Source organism: Sandaracinobacteroides sayramensis (genome assembly GCF_022014495.1).
Taxonomy (GTDB): Bacteria; Pseudomonadota; Alphaproteobacteria; order Sphingomonadales; family Sphingomonadaceae; genus Sandaracinobacteroides; species Sandaracinobacteroides sayramense.
In genome coordinates this window covers 364715-378206 of record NZ_JAKLSQ010000010.1, presented here as the reverse complement: position 1 = coordinate 378206, position 13492 = coordinate 364715, and the positions used below count along the sequence as shown (strand labels likewise).

Genomic DNA, 13492 nt, shown 5'->3' with positions numbered 1-13492 from the left:
AGGGAGCCACCTCCATGCGGCCAACCCCACGCTCGCGCCTCATGCGCGCCGCTCACCTCATCCTCCCCCTCTCCGCGCTGACCACGCTCGGCGGCTGCGCGACGCTGGGATCGATGATGTCGCCCTACAGCGAGAAATTCTCGTGCAAGAACGACGATCATGGCCAGTGCATCCACCCCGAACAGGCTTATGCCGACGCGGTGGCCGGAGCCACGTCGAAGTCCGATCCCGCCGTCACGCGCGACAAGTCGATGCTGCGCGATCGCGGGAGCCGGGAGCGGTCGGCATCGCGCGGGGACGTAAGCTACGCTGACTATCGCAGCAGCGTCTATCGCGAGTTGCAGGGGCTGATCGACCAGCCTGTCACACCGATGCTCAAGCCGGCGCGCACGGTCCGCACGTTGATTCTGCCTTATGCCGATCAGCACCGGCCCGACCGGCTCTATATGCAGCGCTACGTCTTCTCGATCCTCGAACGCCCGCAATGGGTGGTCGGCGACTATCTCGTGACGCCGCAATCCTCCAGCTCGCGCATCCCCATTCTCGAACAGGTCCGTGAGAACGCGGCGCAGGAGGATCGGCCGTGAGCGGGCTCATCCAGCAACGCGACGGTATGACGCTGGCGCGGTTGCACCGCAGCGTCTCGCGCGACAGCTTTTCCGACTATCTGCCGTTGGTCGCCTGGGTCGAGGAAGAGGATGCTTTCCTCACCATCGACGATGGCTGGGGCTATGCCTGGGAACTGGTGCCGTCGGCCTATATGTTCGCCCATGTCCATGAGGCGCTGCTGGGGCTGCTCAATGTGCATTTCCCCGATGGGACGGTCCTCCAGCTTCATAGCTTCGCGGACCCGCTGATCGACGATGCGCTCGACGCTTATCTCGATCTGAAGACGCGCCCCGATCCCCTGATCCAGGCGTCAGCCCGGCGCACCTTCGATTATCTGCGCAGCGGGACCGCTGGCCTCGCGGCGCTGCACGGCATCCCCGTTCGCGATTTCCGCACGTTCCTGTCGGTCAAGACGCGCGCGCCGATGGACAGCGACCTGAAGCGCCAGATCGAGGAGCAACTCGCCAAGCTCGGCATTCGCCGTCTGCTGCCCGAAGCCTTACTGTCCTTCTATCGCCGCATCTTCAACGGCGTGTTCGACTATGCGCCGGGTGTCTTCTCGCAGGGCGCGGACAATCGGGCGGTGCCCGTCCGGAAGCAGATCATCGACGCGGGACCGGACTTTGCCTTCGAGGGACCGGAAGTGTTTCTCGGCAACCAAGTGGCGCGGTGCCTGACGCCCAAGTCGCCGCCGCGCCGGATCAGCGCCGAGCGGGCCAATCGCCTCACCGGCGGGATGCGAGGCTCGGCCGAGGACAGCGACCAGATCGGCGGGCCGTTCCTGTTCACCTTGAACGTGCTGTTCGACCAGTCCGCATTCGAGATCCACAAGCGCGCGCAGCTCCTTTCCGCGCAAAAGGCAGCGGGCAGCTTCGCCGTCGAGGTCGGCAAGCAGATCGAGGAAATAAGCTGGGTGCTGGACGAAATCGGCAACAGCCGCTTCGTCTCGGTGATCCCGACCATGTGGGTGTTCGGCCGTGACCGGCACCAGGCCCGCGAGATGGCGGCGCGCGCCAAGCGCCTGTGGGAAAGCGAACCTCTGCCCTGGATGGTGCAGGAGGAAAGCTACCTCAATCCCATCCTGCTCGCCGCGAGCATGCCGTTCGGCCTCTATCCTGAGAAGCGGACGATCCGGATGCTCCAGCGCGATTTCCGGGTGCCGGCGCGTGCGGCGGTGCTGATGTCGCCGATCCAGACCGACTTTCGCGGCGGCGGCCGACCGGCCTTGCTCTATACCGGCCGCAAGGGACAGCTCATCACGCTCGACCTCTTCGATCCGAGGATCAACAACTATAATTTCATCGTCTCGGCCGAGAGTGGTGCCGGCAAGAGCTTCCTGCTCAATAATCTCTGCCAGCAATATTTTGCGCAGAACGCGCTCATCCGCATCATCGACATCGGCGGTTCCTACCGGAAGCTCTGCACGCTTTGCTCGGGGCGCTATATCGACCTGGGCGAGGAGCATCTGGTCCTCAATCCCTTCGATCTCGGTCTTGCCCTCGATGGCGATGATCGGGAGTCCGCGATTTCGATGGCTGTGTCCATCGTCGCGGAAATGGCGAATGCCGCGACGCGCAAGCCCGTCACCACCAGCGAATGGAATTTGCTGAAGTCGGCGGTGCAGTGGGCGATCGACGCGGGCAATGCCGAGGCGGGCATCGACGCGGTGCGCGAATGGCTCGGCACCTATCCGGCCCATGCCTCGACTGATCTCGACCGGGTGGACCATCTGGTTCCCGTGGCGCGGGAGCTGGCGTTCAACCTGCGCGATTTCGGGTCGGACGGGGCTTACGGGCATTATTTCAACGGCCCGTCCACCTTCGACATTTCGCGCGACGAGTTCGTGGTGCTCGAACTGGAGCGCCTCAAGTCGATGCCCGACCTGTTCAACGTCGTGATCATGGTCGTCGTCAATGCGGTGACGCAGGAGCTTTACCTGTCCGCCCGCGACCGTCCGCGTTTCGTGCTGTGCGACGAGGCAGCGCAGTTCATGACGCGCACCGACGGGCAGGATCTGTCCCGCCTCGCGGAAGCCTTCAGCCAGGGCTATCGCCGGGCGCGCAAATATCGCGGCAGCTTCGGCATCGTGCTGCAAAGCATGAACGACCTGATGCTGTTCGGCGGCACGGGCCAGGTCATTCTGGAAAATGCCGCGACGCGCTTCCTGTTGCAGGGATCGACCTACGACAAGGCGGTCGAGAATCGGATATTGGACTATTCCGGCTTCGTCCTCGACCTGTTGAAGTCGGTCCGCAACAACAAGCCCAATTATTCGGAAGTCTTCATCGATTCACCCCTGGGCCTCGGCATCGCCCGGCTGGTGGTCGATCCCTTCAGCTATTGGATCAATACGAGCGCGCCCGATGAAGTGGCGGCGTTCGAGGCTCTCGTGCGTGCTGGCCGCTCGCCGCTCGAAGCGGTGTGCGAGCTGGCCGGCGTCGATCCCTCCGAGATCATGGCGCCCAACATCGACGGAGGGAGACTATGATGCTGTCTCGCAAACCCGACCCGGATCAACTGACGCTCGAACTCGGGCCGGACGATGAACTCGAAAGGTTGATCGACGCCCGTGTTGCCGAGCGCGCCGAAGTGCAGGCGCTGCACTGGCGGTTCCGGCTCATCGTCATCGAGTCCGTGATGATGGCGTCACTGGTCCTGGCGGCGGGCATCGCGCTCGAACAGCCGACCGGCATCGTCGCGCGCGGCGCTGCGATTGTCGGCCTGGGCTGTTTCGTGACGGGCCTCATCATGATCGGACTGACGGGCGCCGTAAGCCGGCTGCTCGCGCGCTGGCGGAGGCGGTCATGAATCCGCGCCCGCTGACACCAGCCGAAACGCGCAGCCTCGGTCTGATCGAACGCAAGCCCGGCGAAACGCTGCACGACTATCTCGTGCGGCGCGAGTGGGAGATGTCCGACAGGATTTGGCTGCTCCAAGCCGATCGGGATGCGCAGGAAGCGATCTTTTTCAGCGAGCAAGCCCGCTGGCGACGCCAAATGCTGCTCCTTGCGGGTGGCGAAGCGTGGTTCGCCGCTGCCGTCTATCTGCTGCTCGATCATTGCGGAATTGTCGATGGTCTGCGGGCGTCGCTGGTGGCCGGGATCATCGCTCTTTGCGCGCTGGGTGGCGGCGCCTTGCTCCTTCGTTTCGCGTCCAGGGGCGGCGAGATAGCGACATGGCTGATCGGCAAAAGGCGGCGTGATGATGGCGACCCGCTAACGGATTGCGAAGGCACGGATCAGGCGGACAGCCTCGCACGCTGGCGGAGGCTGCCATGAACGGCATCTTCTCGGCTGTCCCCTGCCAGTCCTCGATCCGCCTGCTGGTCGGCACGCATCTCCTGCTGCTGGTCCAGTCCTCGCTTCTGCTCTGGTCGGCCCCCGATCTCGGTGGGAACCAGGCGCTGGTGTGGCTGACGCTGGTGCTGGGCATCAGCGCATTCATTTGCGCCGTGCGCGGCGACGACGGCGACAAGCGCCCCGACTATTGGCGGAGGCGCCGCCATGGCCGGTGACGATCCGAGGGGCTGGCGCGTGGTCGCCTTCCAGTCGGCGCTGATTGCCGGACTGGTCGCGGGCGCGCTGCTGGTTGCGGCAGCGGCCCATGCCGAGACCTCGACGATCGGGCGCACCTGGCCGATTGCCGAGCCGGACGCCATGACCGAGATCGAGGGGCGCGCCGCTAACCAGCCGCCGAACATGGCTGCGGCATTCGGTCCGCGGTCGGAGTGGAGCGCGCTCAAGGCCGCGCCGCTTGGCGTGGCGGAACGGGATCGCGTCCGCAGCGTCGTGCCCTTCTATACGCTCGATTTCGACATCACGTTGCCGGACGGGAAGATTCTCTATCCCAAGGGCTTCAGCTTCAACCCGCTCAGCTTCGTGTCGCTCCCCCAGCGGCTCGTCATCGTCCATCCGCGCGATCTCGGTTGGGCGATGCGGACGACCGCGCTCACCGATTGGATCTTGCTGACGGACGGCGGTGGCCGCAGCGAGGATGCGCTTTCACTGGGTGAGAAGCACGGCCGCGCGCTGTTCATTCTTGAAGAGCGCGTGAAGGAGCGGCTCGGCCTGACGGTCGCGCCGGTGATCGTCAGGCAGGTCGGCCAGCGCTTGGAACTGACCGAAGTGCGCCTCGACCGCGCCCTATCCCGAAAGGCCAATCCATGAGCCGCGTCGTATCCTCGTTGCGCGCGGGCGCAGCAGCGATCGCGCTGTCGCTGCTTGCGCCCGCAACGCCTGCTCATGCTTCCAAATGCGAGGCGGGCACGGTGTTCAATCCCGTGACCAAGGTCCGCTGGAACTGCATTTTTCCGATCACGATCGGCGGTGTTCGGGTCGGCAGTTTCGACAAGCTCGACAAGGCGCTCGATGCGCAATCGGCGTCCAAGCCGCTGTGCGCCTGCCGCAAGGGTGTAACCTTTTGGTTCGGTGTGAAGGTCTCCTTCTGGAATCCGAACCGCATGGTCGATGTGGTGACGGAGCCCGGCTGCATGATGGCGCTCGGGCTGGACCTGATGCCCACGGGAGGAAAGCTCCAGGGCAGCCAGTCGAGCATCTCGGACGGGACCAACACCCGCAAGATGTTTGCCCAGATGCACTATTACATCAGCCCCGTCTGGAAGATGCTCGATATGTTCACGGACCTGCCGTGCATCGAGGATGACGGCTTCGACGTGGCGATGATCACCGAAGTCCTGCCGACATGGCAGTCGGGGACATTGGGCGCGATCATCCAGCCCGAAGGCATCCTGTTCGGCAATCCGGCGGCCGGCCTTGCCTGCATGGCGGATAGCGCGGCGGCGGCGGCGGGCAAGGTGATCGACCCCTTGTTCTGGTGCATGGGGTCGTGGGGAAGCACCTACCCGATAGCGGGCGATATCCATTTCGACGACAGCGTTGAAGCCTGGGCGGGCCTCGCCGCGCGCGGCACCTTCATGATGGGCCGGCTCGGCGCGCTCACCATCCATTCCGAGGATGGCTGCTCGTTCAAGCCGCAACCGATCTGGACCAAGAGCCGCTACAAGCTCCAGATCATGGAGCCCGTGAAGGGCGGCAAGTGCGTCAACATCGGACGCCCCGGCGCGCTGTGGACCAGCGGCAAGCACGCGCCGGGCAAGGACAATGCCCAATTCGTCCTGTTCGAAAAAGCGATCTGCTGCGCGGGGGTCTCCACCCCATGAGCCGATCGCTTCCCCCAAACCGCGCGCAATCCCTGCAACCTAGCCGGTCCGCCCGCCATGGGCCGCTGGAGAAGGCGGTCATGCGCGCGGTCGGAACGGCGGCGGCACCCCCTCCCGCCGCCGTTCCACCCACGGTCAGCGCGGCCGCACGACGCACGCCGGAGATGGCGACAGCCCCCGTCGCCTCGCCTCCGGTCGTGGCCGCGCTGACCACCTTCGAGGGACAGGCGGTTTTCCGGGTGCTCAAACCGGGATCGCCGGATTTTCAGGCGGGCGACCTGTTTCGCTTCCGCTTCGGGTCTCGCAGCATGGGCGCGCGGCCATGGTGAGACGGCACGGCCTCGTCCTGCTGGCGTCCGCCGTGCTGCTGCCGGTGTCCGTGTCGGCGCAGACGGTCGAGGACCGCGCGCGCGCCGCCGCCGAGGCCGCGCGCGCCAAGACGTCCGACAGCGATGCGCTCCAGCAGAATTATGTGACGCCGGGCCTTGCCGGGCAGACGATCGCCACGGTCGACAACAGCCAGACGTTCAACCCGAACATCGCCTGCCAGAAGACCGCGACGCTGCTCGAACTGCTGGCGCAGCCCGGATCGACCGGCGACATCGGCACGCTGCGCATCTCCCGCGACAAGGATATCGACGGGACCGTCGACCAGACGCTCACGCTGCCGATGCCGGTATCGGGGATCTGCGCGAACGGTGTGATTGCTTGCCAGCCCGGCTCGTGGAACCAGTGCCACACCTACAAATGGGACGTCTCGGCGTCGGGTGATCTCAAGCTCACCGAAGTCGATCTGACCGATCTCGCCGGCTGCTACTGCATCAACAATAGCTGCGGCAGCAATCTCGTCTGGGGCAATATGGCCTCGGTGCTGAAGGATTTGGGCGGCGGCGTCATCGGCGCGCTGACCACCGCCGATCCTCGTATCGGCGTGGCCCAGGCGGTCATCGATGGCCCGGTCATTCGCTATACGGGCGCGCAAAGCACGGCTTGCTCGGCCAGTCCCTCGCTGCCGCAGACGGCCTATCGCGCCAGTCCCGCCGCGATCCAGGGCGATGCCGCCAGCGTCGCCGCGTCGAACAGTGTCTTTCAGGCATTGAAGGGCTCGCCGGCCGGGATCGGCAAGGCCGAGCAGATACGCGCCTGCACGGTCAAGCGGGAGGTGATGCTGAATGCCGTCACGGCGAACGATGTGATCGTGCGGACCTCCGGCGGCTATGCCAGCTACGCCTATACGCCAGAGACGGCCTCGTTCCTGCTGGGATCGCCGTCGGACGACAGTTTGAGCGGCGGAAGCTGCCGTATCTATGATTTTCGCATGACGCTCGATGTCGGTGATCCCGATCGTCTCGTTTCGGCCCGGCTCTCGCAATATCTGTTCGACGACTGGATTCAGGTCCGCATCGATGGCGCGTTGGTGCTTGCCGATCCGGGCGGATGGACCGGGACCGGCCTGCCGCCCGGCAAATGCGAACGCGGGCGGACATGGTATGGCTATCCCAATCTCGACCTCAAGCCTTACCTGACCAGGGGCTCGCACGAGATTTGGGTGCGGGTCGCGGTCGGGGGCGAAGGCGAGGTTTCCGCCCGGATCGATGCGACGCTCGATCTCAGTTGCAACCCGACCGAACAGGTCGTTGATCTGTGCGCCGGCTATGCCGCCGATGCCAATTGCCGGCTTGCCGATGAGTCCGTCGATGGCGTCGATACGTTCCGCAATGGCGTTGCCACTGGCTTGACGCCGCTCCCGCAAGTGCGGCTGTTCCAGAGCGGCGCCTGCTCGCTCAATCTTGCGCGGCCCTGGTTCGAGCGCGACCGTCGCTATCGCTGCGTGATCGACACGGGATCGATGCCGGCGCCGGACCTGAGCCGCGGCGCCTATATCATCGACCATTCGACCGAGACGCTGCTGGCTGATCGGGTGAAGACCAGCGACGGCGGCTATGCCGTGTCGTCCCGCGCCTTCGCGCTGCCGGATCGCGGGTCGGTCCCGGCTTGCGAGCCGATCTGCAAGACGCGCGCGCCCAAGAGCAACGTCGAAGCCGCCGTGGACGGCGTGGTGGGAGCAAAGCAGAACAGCCCGGCGGGCTGGGACACGTTCTATCACGCCTGCACGAAAGACGCCTCGGGCGGCGATGTTTGCCCGGTGGGCGATGGCGAGGCGCTGGTCTCGGCGTGCGGATGCCTCGACGATTTTCCGGAAGCCGTGGTGATGATGCAGACCGTGCGGCTCGGCGGCGCGGACATGATCTGCACGTCGGAGGCACGATGATGCGCCTGTTCCCTCATTCGCCCGCTCGCCTGCTGTTCGCGGCCTTGGCGCTGTTCGCCTTTTCGGCGCTCGATCCGGCGCCGGTCCGCGCGCAGCAGCTTTGCGCGGTCGATCTCAACGGCAATGGCGATGCGGACGATCCCGGCGAAACGGCCGCCTGCGAGATCACATCGCTCGGCCAGTATCAATGCCCGCTCCAGAAGACGATGTGCGTGCAGCAGCAGGGCGGCGGCTATAGCTGCCCGCTCGGTTCCCAATATGCCTGCCTGCCGCAGGATGGCGGGCCTGCCTGCTCGCCCAATGCCTGTGCGGACGTTGGCGTGACGCCGATAGAAGATGAGCCAGTCCCCGACGATCCGGGCGTTCCCGCCGATGGCGCGGTCGATACCGACGGCGCCTGTCTCGGCAATATCGAGATCTTCTCCGGCCGTGCGATGCGCTGCCGTCCGGCCGGCTTGCGCACGACCTTCTCCAACTGCTGCAAGGACAAGGGGAAGATCGTCAAGGACGGCATGGGCAGCTCCATCTCGTCGATCGGCACGAAGATCGCCGTGGCGAAGGGGGTGCTCACCGGCATGAAGGCCGCCTATACCGCCTTCAAGGCTGGGGCGACCGCGAGCCAGGCGGCGAGCGCCGGCGCGAACGCGATCGTTGTCGGCATCGATCCGACCTCGATCGCGATCAGTCTCGCTATCAATTTCATGATGGATTTCCTGCTGTCGGGTTGTGACCAGCAGGACATGGAAACGGCCATGCTCAAGGGATCGGGCATGTGTCACGAGGTGGGCAGCTATTGCAGCTCGAAGTTCCTCGGCATCTGCCTCCAGAAAAGCCGCGGCCACTGCTGCTATAATACCAAACTCGGCCGCATCATTCAGGAGCAGGGCCGCCCGCAGCTCAAGAGCTTCAATGCCGTTGGCTGGGGCACACCCAAGCAGCCTTATTGCCGGGGCTTCACTCCCGAAGAGTTCCAGGCGCTCGATTTTTCGAAGATGGACCTCTCCGAATATTATTCCGAGATCGAGGCCCGCGCTCAGGCCGATATCCAGATAGACATGAGGGACAGGATCGATGCCTACATGCAGGCCATCGAAAACTAGCGCGCGCGTCTCGCTCGCGCTGACGGGGCTGCTGCTCCTTTCGGCCTCCGCGCTGGCGCAGGACAGCGCCCGCGACCGCACGGCGGCCGAGGGCGATGCGGCGCTCGACCGGCTGAAGGATGCGGCAGCGGCCCGTAAGCAGGAGGCCGGGGCCAGAGGTCCGACGGCCCTCCCGACGCCTTCGGAGGAGACACGCCGCCGCGCGTTCGAGGGTCTGCGCAAGCGGGCGTCATCGCCGGTCATGGACGATCGCGCCCGCGCCGCCCTGCAAAAGGGCAAGGATGGGCTTGCGGCCGAGCGGGACGCGATGGCGAAGCGGCTGGGACAGGCGCTCGGACTCGAAGCGCCGGACATGGCGGCGGTCGCCGGTGTCGCCGCGCCGCCCGCCAAGGGCTGGGTGCCGGTCCTGTTCGTGTCGTCCTCGATGCCGATCACGACCTTGCGGACCTACGCCGCGCAGCTCGAACGGGTCGGCGGCATCCTTGCTTTCCGGGGAATGCCCGGCGGTCTCACGAAGGTCGGTCCGATGGCGAAGCTGTCGGCGGAGATCCTTCGGCACGATCCCGGCTGCGAAGGCCCGGCCTGCGCGATGCGCGACGTGCAGCTCATCGTCGATCCGCTCATCTTCCGTCAGCACGGGGTGTCGCGCGTGCCCGCGCTCGCCCTGGTGCCCGGCGATCCGGCGCTTCCCTATTGCGAGCGGGAAGATGACAGCCCCCGCGCGGCCCACGTCATTTACGGCGATGCCGCGCTTTCCGGTTTGCTCGAAGAATATGCCCGCCTTGGCGGCAAGGAGGAGGTGCGCGATGCTCAGGCTCGCTTACAGGGTCGCTAAGGCAGGCTGGTCGGAACTCACGATGCTGCCATTGAAGGCGGCGGTGGCGCTCGGCAGTTCCGGCCTTGGTCAGCCGCCGCGCCCGGACCAGCTCTGGAAAGCGTTCGGCATCGTTCTGCCGATCGGGCTGCTGACCTTTTGGGCGATCCCGCAGGTGACGCTGGTGATGAGCCCCTCGATCGACGCCTGGCTCATTCGCAAGGCGCCCGGTCCTATCGCGCGCGGCGACCTCGTATCCTTCACCCTGTCCCATCCGCTTGCCGGCCCGAAGCCGGTGATGGTCACGAAGCAGGCGCTGTGCCTGCCCGGCGACCGCATTGACTGGATCGAGAAGCCGTCCGCGATGACGGTCGGGGAATGGGACGGCTGGTATTTCTGCAACGGCAAGCTGCTCGGCATCAGCAAGCCCTATGGGCATAACGGACAGAAGCTCGATCATTGGCGGCCGATGGTCGGCACGATTCAGCCCGGCACCGCCTATGTCGGCTCGTCCCATGCGAGCGGCTTCGACAGCCGCTATTACGGCCCGGTCGAGATCGGGCGCCTCAAGCGCATGGAGAAGCTGCTGTGAGCCGGCTCCGTGTCGCGCTCGCCGCCGCGCTGGTGCTGATCGCGCCGACGGCGCACGCGCAATCCCGCGATGATGCGAGGACCGGCTATTGGTGGTATCGCGCGCCGCCCAAGCCGCCGCAGGAAACCACCGATCCCGATGCGCTGGCGAAGCCGGTCATTCCGCCGATGGCGGAGCTGGCGACATGGACGCCGCCCAAGATCCGCAAGCTCATAGAGCAGCAGCGCGATTATGCCGCCACGGTGCTGACGGTCGATGCGGTCGCGGACTTCTGGCGCTTGCAGGATTTCGCGCGGCGCAAGGCGCGCGCCTTTGCCGGTGTGACGCAGATCGCGATGCTGCAATATCCCGAACTCAACGCCAAGTCTGCAAACCCTATGGTCGGCGAGGCCCGCGACCAGCTTTCCGCGCATAAGGATCAGGTGCGCCGCCAATATCTGCGCGGCCGCTCGAACGAGTTTGCGCTGGTCATGTTCTCGCGCTCGACCTGCGGCTATTGCCGGGTGCAATGGCCGATCGTCCAGCGCTTCCAAGAGGAGATGGGCTGGCAGGTCACGCTTCAGGACATCGACCGCAAGCCCGAGCTGGCTCAGCGCTTCGGTGTCGAGGTGACGCCGACCACGATGATCATCCGCAGGAATAGCCAGCAGCGCATGGTGATCGCTAGTGGCGTCGAGGCTTATCCGAACCTGATCCAGATGGCCTATCAGGCGGTGCGGCTCCTTTCCGGCGATATCCGGCCCGAACAATTCCTGACCGGCGCGGGCGAGGAAGACGGCTTCTTCGATGCTCTTGCGAACGGTCCCGTCTCTGCGACCGACCCGCGCGCCTTGGGCGGCGATCTGGTCGGCGCCAGCCTGGAACCGCAGCCATGAAGCGGCTTGCCCTCTCGGTGCTTGCTGGCCTCGTCGTCATGCCGTCCCTTGTGACGGCGCAGACGGTGACGCGCGAACAGGCAATCCGGGCGGCGGTCCATCCGGTCGCGACCGAGGCCGAGATGCGCGACTGGCTCGGCCGCGTTCCGGTGACGCGCGACTGGCCCCCGGATTTCGCCGCGACGCTGAAGGGCCAGGCGCCGGCTTTCGTCGTCGAGATGAGCACCGCGCCCGGTTGCATTCCCTGTGCCGATCTCTGGGGGAAGCTCGGTGCGCTCGGCCGCACCTATGGCTGGAAGGTTCGCGCGATCGGCGCGCAGGAGGCGATGCTGCGCTCGGGAAGGCTCGACCTGCCCTGGATCGGGCATCCGGTCGCCTGGGTGCGGCCCGCGGCCGACGCCAACCGCATCATTCCGGTCGCGATCGGCACCGACCATGCCCCCAATGTCGCGCGCAACCTCTATCTCGCGGCCAAGATGCTCACCGGCGTCCGGCCTGCGGTCGGGGTGCGCGCCATGTCGAAATTCACCGGGATCGTGGCTCCGCCCGCGCGCCCATCCACCAACAGGCCGAGGAACTGAGCATGGCGGGCCGGTTCTTTGTCCACTCCCATGAAGGATTCCCGCCATGGCTTCGCTGCGCGCGCGCCTGACCCTGACCGTCTGCCCCATTCTCTTTGCCTGCGCGCCCGCACCGGCGGCAGCGCAGAGCTGGGCGGAGAGCTGGTTCGATAATGTGACCTACACCTCGCCCGGCAGTTTTTCCGACCAGACGCGCGGTTATGTCACGGCGGGCGGCATGTCGGGGCGGGTCGACGTCCACAACGACTATCTGATGAGCGTGACGCTGCCCAAGGTCCGCGCCGGCTGCGGCGGGATCGATATGTTCCTTGGGGGTATGAGCTTCCTCGATCCCGACTATCTCGTGCAGAAGCTGGAGAGCATCCTTCAGGCTGCTCCTGCGGTGGCGTTTCAGTATCTGCTGGAAACGCTCGACGAGAAGATGGGCAACATCATCTCCAAGATGGAAGCGGCCACCAATTTCCTGAACAGTATTCAGGTCAACGACTGTCGCCTCGCCAACCGCATGGTCCAGATCGCCAGGGGCGACGACAATATGAGCGGGATCATCGAGGAAATGACCGGCTACAAGTCGGTGCGCGAGGGCTTTTCCAAGAGTTACCAGCAGAGCCGGGAGAAGCTTCAGGCGAACCAGGGCAATCCGACCGAGGACTTGAAGGACGCGCTGGAGAATTGCCCGCCCGAGGTCACGGACATCTTCAAGACCGGCTCGCTGCTCGCCCATGCGGCGGCGCGGGTCGGTGCTTCGGACTGGGCAGGCGTCATGCGTGCCCGCGTCGGCGACGTCTATATGCGCTGGGACGCCACCGACAGGGTGCCCCTGTTCACGGCGATCCCGGCCTGTCCGCGCCAGGACACGGAGGGCATCGACGATTTTCTGACCGGCCAGGTCCAGAGCCGTGCGCTCGCGATTCCGCCGACGGGAACGGATTGTTCGGTCGACGGCAGCGGCAAGGGCGCGCTCATTCTCGCCCGCGCCCGCATGGACGCCATCGCCGTCAAGATTCGCACCCGTTCCGCGCTGAGCGCCGACGAACAGCAGTTCGTGGCGAATGTGCGCACGTTGCCGGTCTATCGCCTGCTGGAATGGGGCGTGCGGCAGGGCGTGGTGAGCAGCGTGATCGGAGACACCGACGAGCTGGTGGCGCTGACGCTCGCCTATCAGATGCTGAACGATCTGACGCGGAGCATAGATTTTGCCGTGTCCAACGCCGAGCGCGGCGTGAGCGCGGCGGGCGCCGGCGATGCCGGCAATGCCAAGGTCTGTCAGACCCGGATATTGTCCAAGGGCATCGAGCAATTGCGCGAGCTGCGCGACGAGGTGCTGCGGCAGCGCGCGCAGATGCGACAGTCCTATATGGCGGCGCTCAACCAGGCGAACCTGTCGGCGACCTATGCGGGCGTCATCCGCCAGCGCGACCGCGACGCGCGCGATGCCGCCGGCGCCGCCGCCAACCGCAACCGCTGAGC

The 13492-nt window shown here is 65.7% G+C and carries 15 protein-coding genes; all 15 read left to right on the top strand.

Annotation, left to right across the window (positions count from 1 at the left end):
- Positions 1–14: 14 nt before the first annotated feature.
- From L6Q21_RS10000 to L6Q21_RS09930, 15 genes are read left to right on the top strand one after another with little or no spacing between them, the layout of a single operon-like run.
- Positions 15–587, top strand: a complete 573-nt coding sequence (locus L6Q21_RS10000; protein WP_237830600.1) for a TraV family lipoprotein — start codon at positions 15–17, stop codon at positions 585–587.
- Positions 588–613: 26 nt separating this feature from the next.
- On the top strand, positions 614–3097 hold the full coding sequence (locus L6Q21_RS09995) for a TraC family protein (RefSeq protein ID WP_237830666.1): 2484 nt from the start codon (positions 614–616) through the stop codon (positions 3095–3097).
- A complete protein-coding gene (locus L6Q21_RS09990; RefSeq protein WP_336246237.1) occupies positions 3094–3417 on the top strand; it encodes a hypothetical protein in 324 nt (107 codons plus the stop codon). Before L6Q21_RS09995 ends, L6Q21_RS09990 begins: the two co-directional genes overlap by 4 nt.
- Positions 3414–3887: a hypothetical protein gene (locus L6Q21_RS09985; RefSeq protein WP_237830599.1), complete on the top strand. Its 474-nt coding sequence runs from the start codon at positions 3414–3416 to the stop codon at positions 3885–3887. The genes L6Q21_RS09990 and L6Q21_RS09985 overlap by 4 nt, the downstream gene beginning before the upstream one ends.
- Complete coding sequence (locus L6Q21_RS09980) at positions 3884–4123, top strand: hypothetical protein (RefSeq protein ID WP_237830598.1); 240 nt, start codon at positions 3884–3886, stop codon at positions 4121–4123. Before L6Q21_RS09985 ends, L6Q21_RS09980 begins: the two co-directional genes overlap by 4 nt.
- The gene (locus tag L6Q21_RS09975; RefSeq protein ID WP_237830597.1) at positions 4113–4775 is read left to right on the top strand and encodes a conjugal transfer protein TraW; all 663 of its coding nucleotides are present in this window, start codon (positions 4113–4115) and stop codon (positions 4773–4775) included. The genes L6Q21_RS09980 and L6Q21_RS09975 overlap by 11 nt, the downstream gene beginning before the upstream one ends.
- On the top strand, positions 4772–5788 hold the full coding sequence (locus L6Q21_RS09970; protein ID WP_237830596.1) for a TraU family protein: 1017 nt from the start codon (positions 4772–4774) through the stop codon (positions 5786–5788). Before L6Q21_RS09975 ends, L6Q21_RS09970 begins: the two co-directional genes overlap by 4 nt.
- Positions 5785–6117 (top strand): hypothetical protein, encoded by a 333-nt coding sequence (locus L6Q21_RS09965; protein ID WP_237830595.1) that lies wholly within the window; start codon positions 5785–5787, stop codon positions 6115–6117. The genes L6Q21_RS09970 and L6Q21_RS09965 overlap by 4 nt, the downstream gene beginning before the upstream one ends.
- Positions 6111–8060, top strand: a complete 1950-nt coding sequence (locus tag L6Q21_RS09960; protein ID WP_237830594.1) for a hypothetical protein — start codon at positions 6111–6113, stop codon at positions 8058–8060. Before L6Q21_RS09965 ends, L6Q21_RS09960 begins: the two co-directional genes overlap by 7 nt.
- Positions 8057–9160: a conjugal transfer protein TraN gene (gene traN, locus L6Q21_RS09955; RefSeq protein ID WP_237830593.1), complete on the top strand. Its 1104-nt coding sequence runs from the start codon at positions 8057–8059 to the stop codon at positions 9158–9160. Before L6Q21_RS09960 ends, traN begins: the two co-directional genes overlap by 4 nt.
- Positions 9132–9995, top strand: coding sequence for a type-F conjugative transfer system pilin assembly protein TrbC (locus tag L6Q21_RS09950; RefSeq protein ID WP_237830592.1), 864 nt, complete (start codon positions 9132–9134; stop codon positions 9993–9995). Before traN ends, L6Q21_RS09950 begins: the two co-directional genes overlap by 29 nt.
- Positions 9967–10566, top strand: coding sequence for a S26 family signal peptidase (locus tag L6Q21_RS09945; protein WP_237830591.1), 600 nt, complete (start codon positions 9967–9969; stop codon positions 10564–10566). The genes L6Q21_RS09950 and L6Q21_RS09945 overlap by 29 nt, the downstream gene beginning before the upstream one ends.
- Positions 10563–11441 (top strand): conjugal transfer protein TraF, encoded by an 879-nt coding sequence (locus tag L6Q21_RS09940; protein WP_237830590.1) that lies wholly within the window; start codon positions 10563–10565, stop codon positions 11439–11441. The genes L6Q21_RS09945 and L6Q21_RS09940 overlap by 4 nt, the downstream gene beginning before the upstream one ends.
- The gene (locus L6Q21_RS09935) at positions 11438–12022 is read left to right on the top strand and encodes a hypothetical protein (protein ID WP_237830589.1); all 585 of its coding nucleotides are present in this window, start codon (positions 11438–11440) and stop codon (positions 12020–12022) included. The genes L6Q21_RS09940 and L6Q21_RS09935 overlap by 4 nt, the downstream gene beginning before the upstream one ends.
- Positions 12023–12068: 46 nt before the next feature.
- Positions 12069–13490, top strand: a complete 1422-nt coding sequence (locus tag L6Q21_RS09930) for a conjugal transfer protein TraH (protein ID WP_237830588.1) — start codon at positions 12069–12071, stop codon at positions 13488–13490.
- Positions 13491–13492: the final 2 nt, after the last annotated feature.

Coding starts and splice junctions, on each gene's coding strand:
- L6Q21_RS10000 (WP_237830600.1), top strand. CDS start 15: ATGCGGCCAACCCCACGCTCGCGCCTCATGCGCGCCGCTCACCTCATC.
- L6Q21_RS09995 (WP_237830666.1), top strand. CDS start 614: ATGACGCTGGCGCGGTTGCACCGCAGCGTCTCGCGCGACAGCTTTTCC.
- L6Q21_RS09990 (WP_336246237.1), top strand. CDS start 3,094: ATGATGCTGTCTCGCAAACCCGACCCGGATCAACTGACGCTCGAACTC.
- L6Q21_RS09985 (WP_237830599.1), top strand. CDS start 3,414: ATGAATCCGCGCCCGCTGACACCAGCCGAAACGCGCAGCCTCGGTCTG.
- L6Q21_RS09980 (WP_237830598.1), top strand. CDS start 3,884: ATGAACGGCATCTTCTCGGCTGTCCCCTGCCAGTCCTCGATCCGCCTG.
- L6Q21_RS09975 (WP_237830597.1), top strand. CDS start 4,113: ATGGCCGGTGACGATCCGAGGGGCTGGCGCGTGGTCGCCTTCCAGTCG.
- L6Q21_RS09970 (WP_237830596.1), top strand. CDS start 4,772: ATGAGCCGCGTCGTATCCTCGTTGCGCGCGGGCGCAGCAGCGATCGCG.
- L6Q21_RS09965 (WP_237830595.1), top strand. CDS start 5,785: ATGAGCCGATCGCTTCCCCCAAACCGCGCGCAATCCCTGCAACCTAGC.
- L6Q21_RS09960 (WP_237830594.1), top strand. CDS start 6,111: ATGGTGAGACGGCACGGCCTCGTCCTGCTGGCGTCCGCCGTGCTGCTG.
- traN (WP_237830593.1), top strand. CDS start 8,057: ATGATGCGCCTGTTCCCTCATTCGCCCGCTCGCCTGCTGTTCGCGGCC.
- L6Q21_RS09950 (WP_237830592.1), top strand. CDS start 9,132: ATGCCTACATGCAGGCCATCGAAAACTAGCGCGCGCGTCTCGCTCGCG.
- L6Q21_RS09945 (WP_237830591.1), top strand. CDS start 9,967: ATGCTCAGGCTCGCTTACAGGGTCGCTAAGGCAGGCTGGTCGGAACTC.
- L6Q21_RS09935 (WP_237830589.1), top strand. CDS start 11,438: ATGAAGCGGCTTGCCCTCTCGGTGCTTGCTGGCCTCGTCGTCATGCCG.
- L6Q21_RS09930 (WP_237830588.1), top strand. CDS start 12,069: ATGGCTTCGCTGCGCGCGCGCCTGACCCTGACCGTCTGCCCCATTCTC.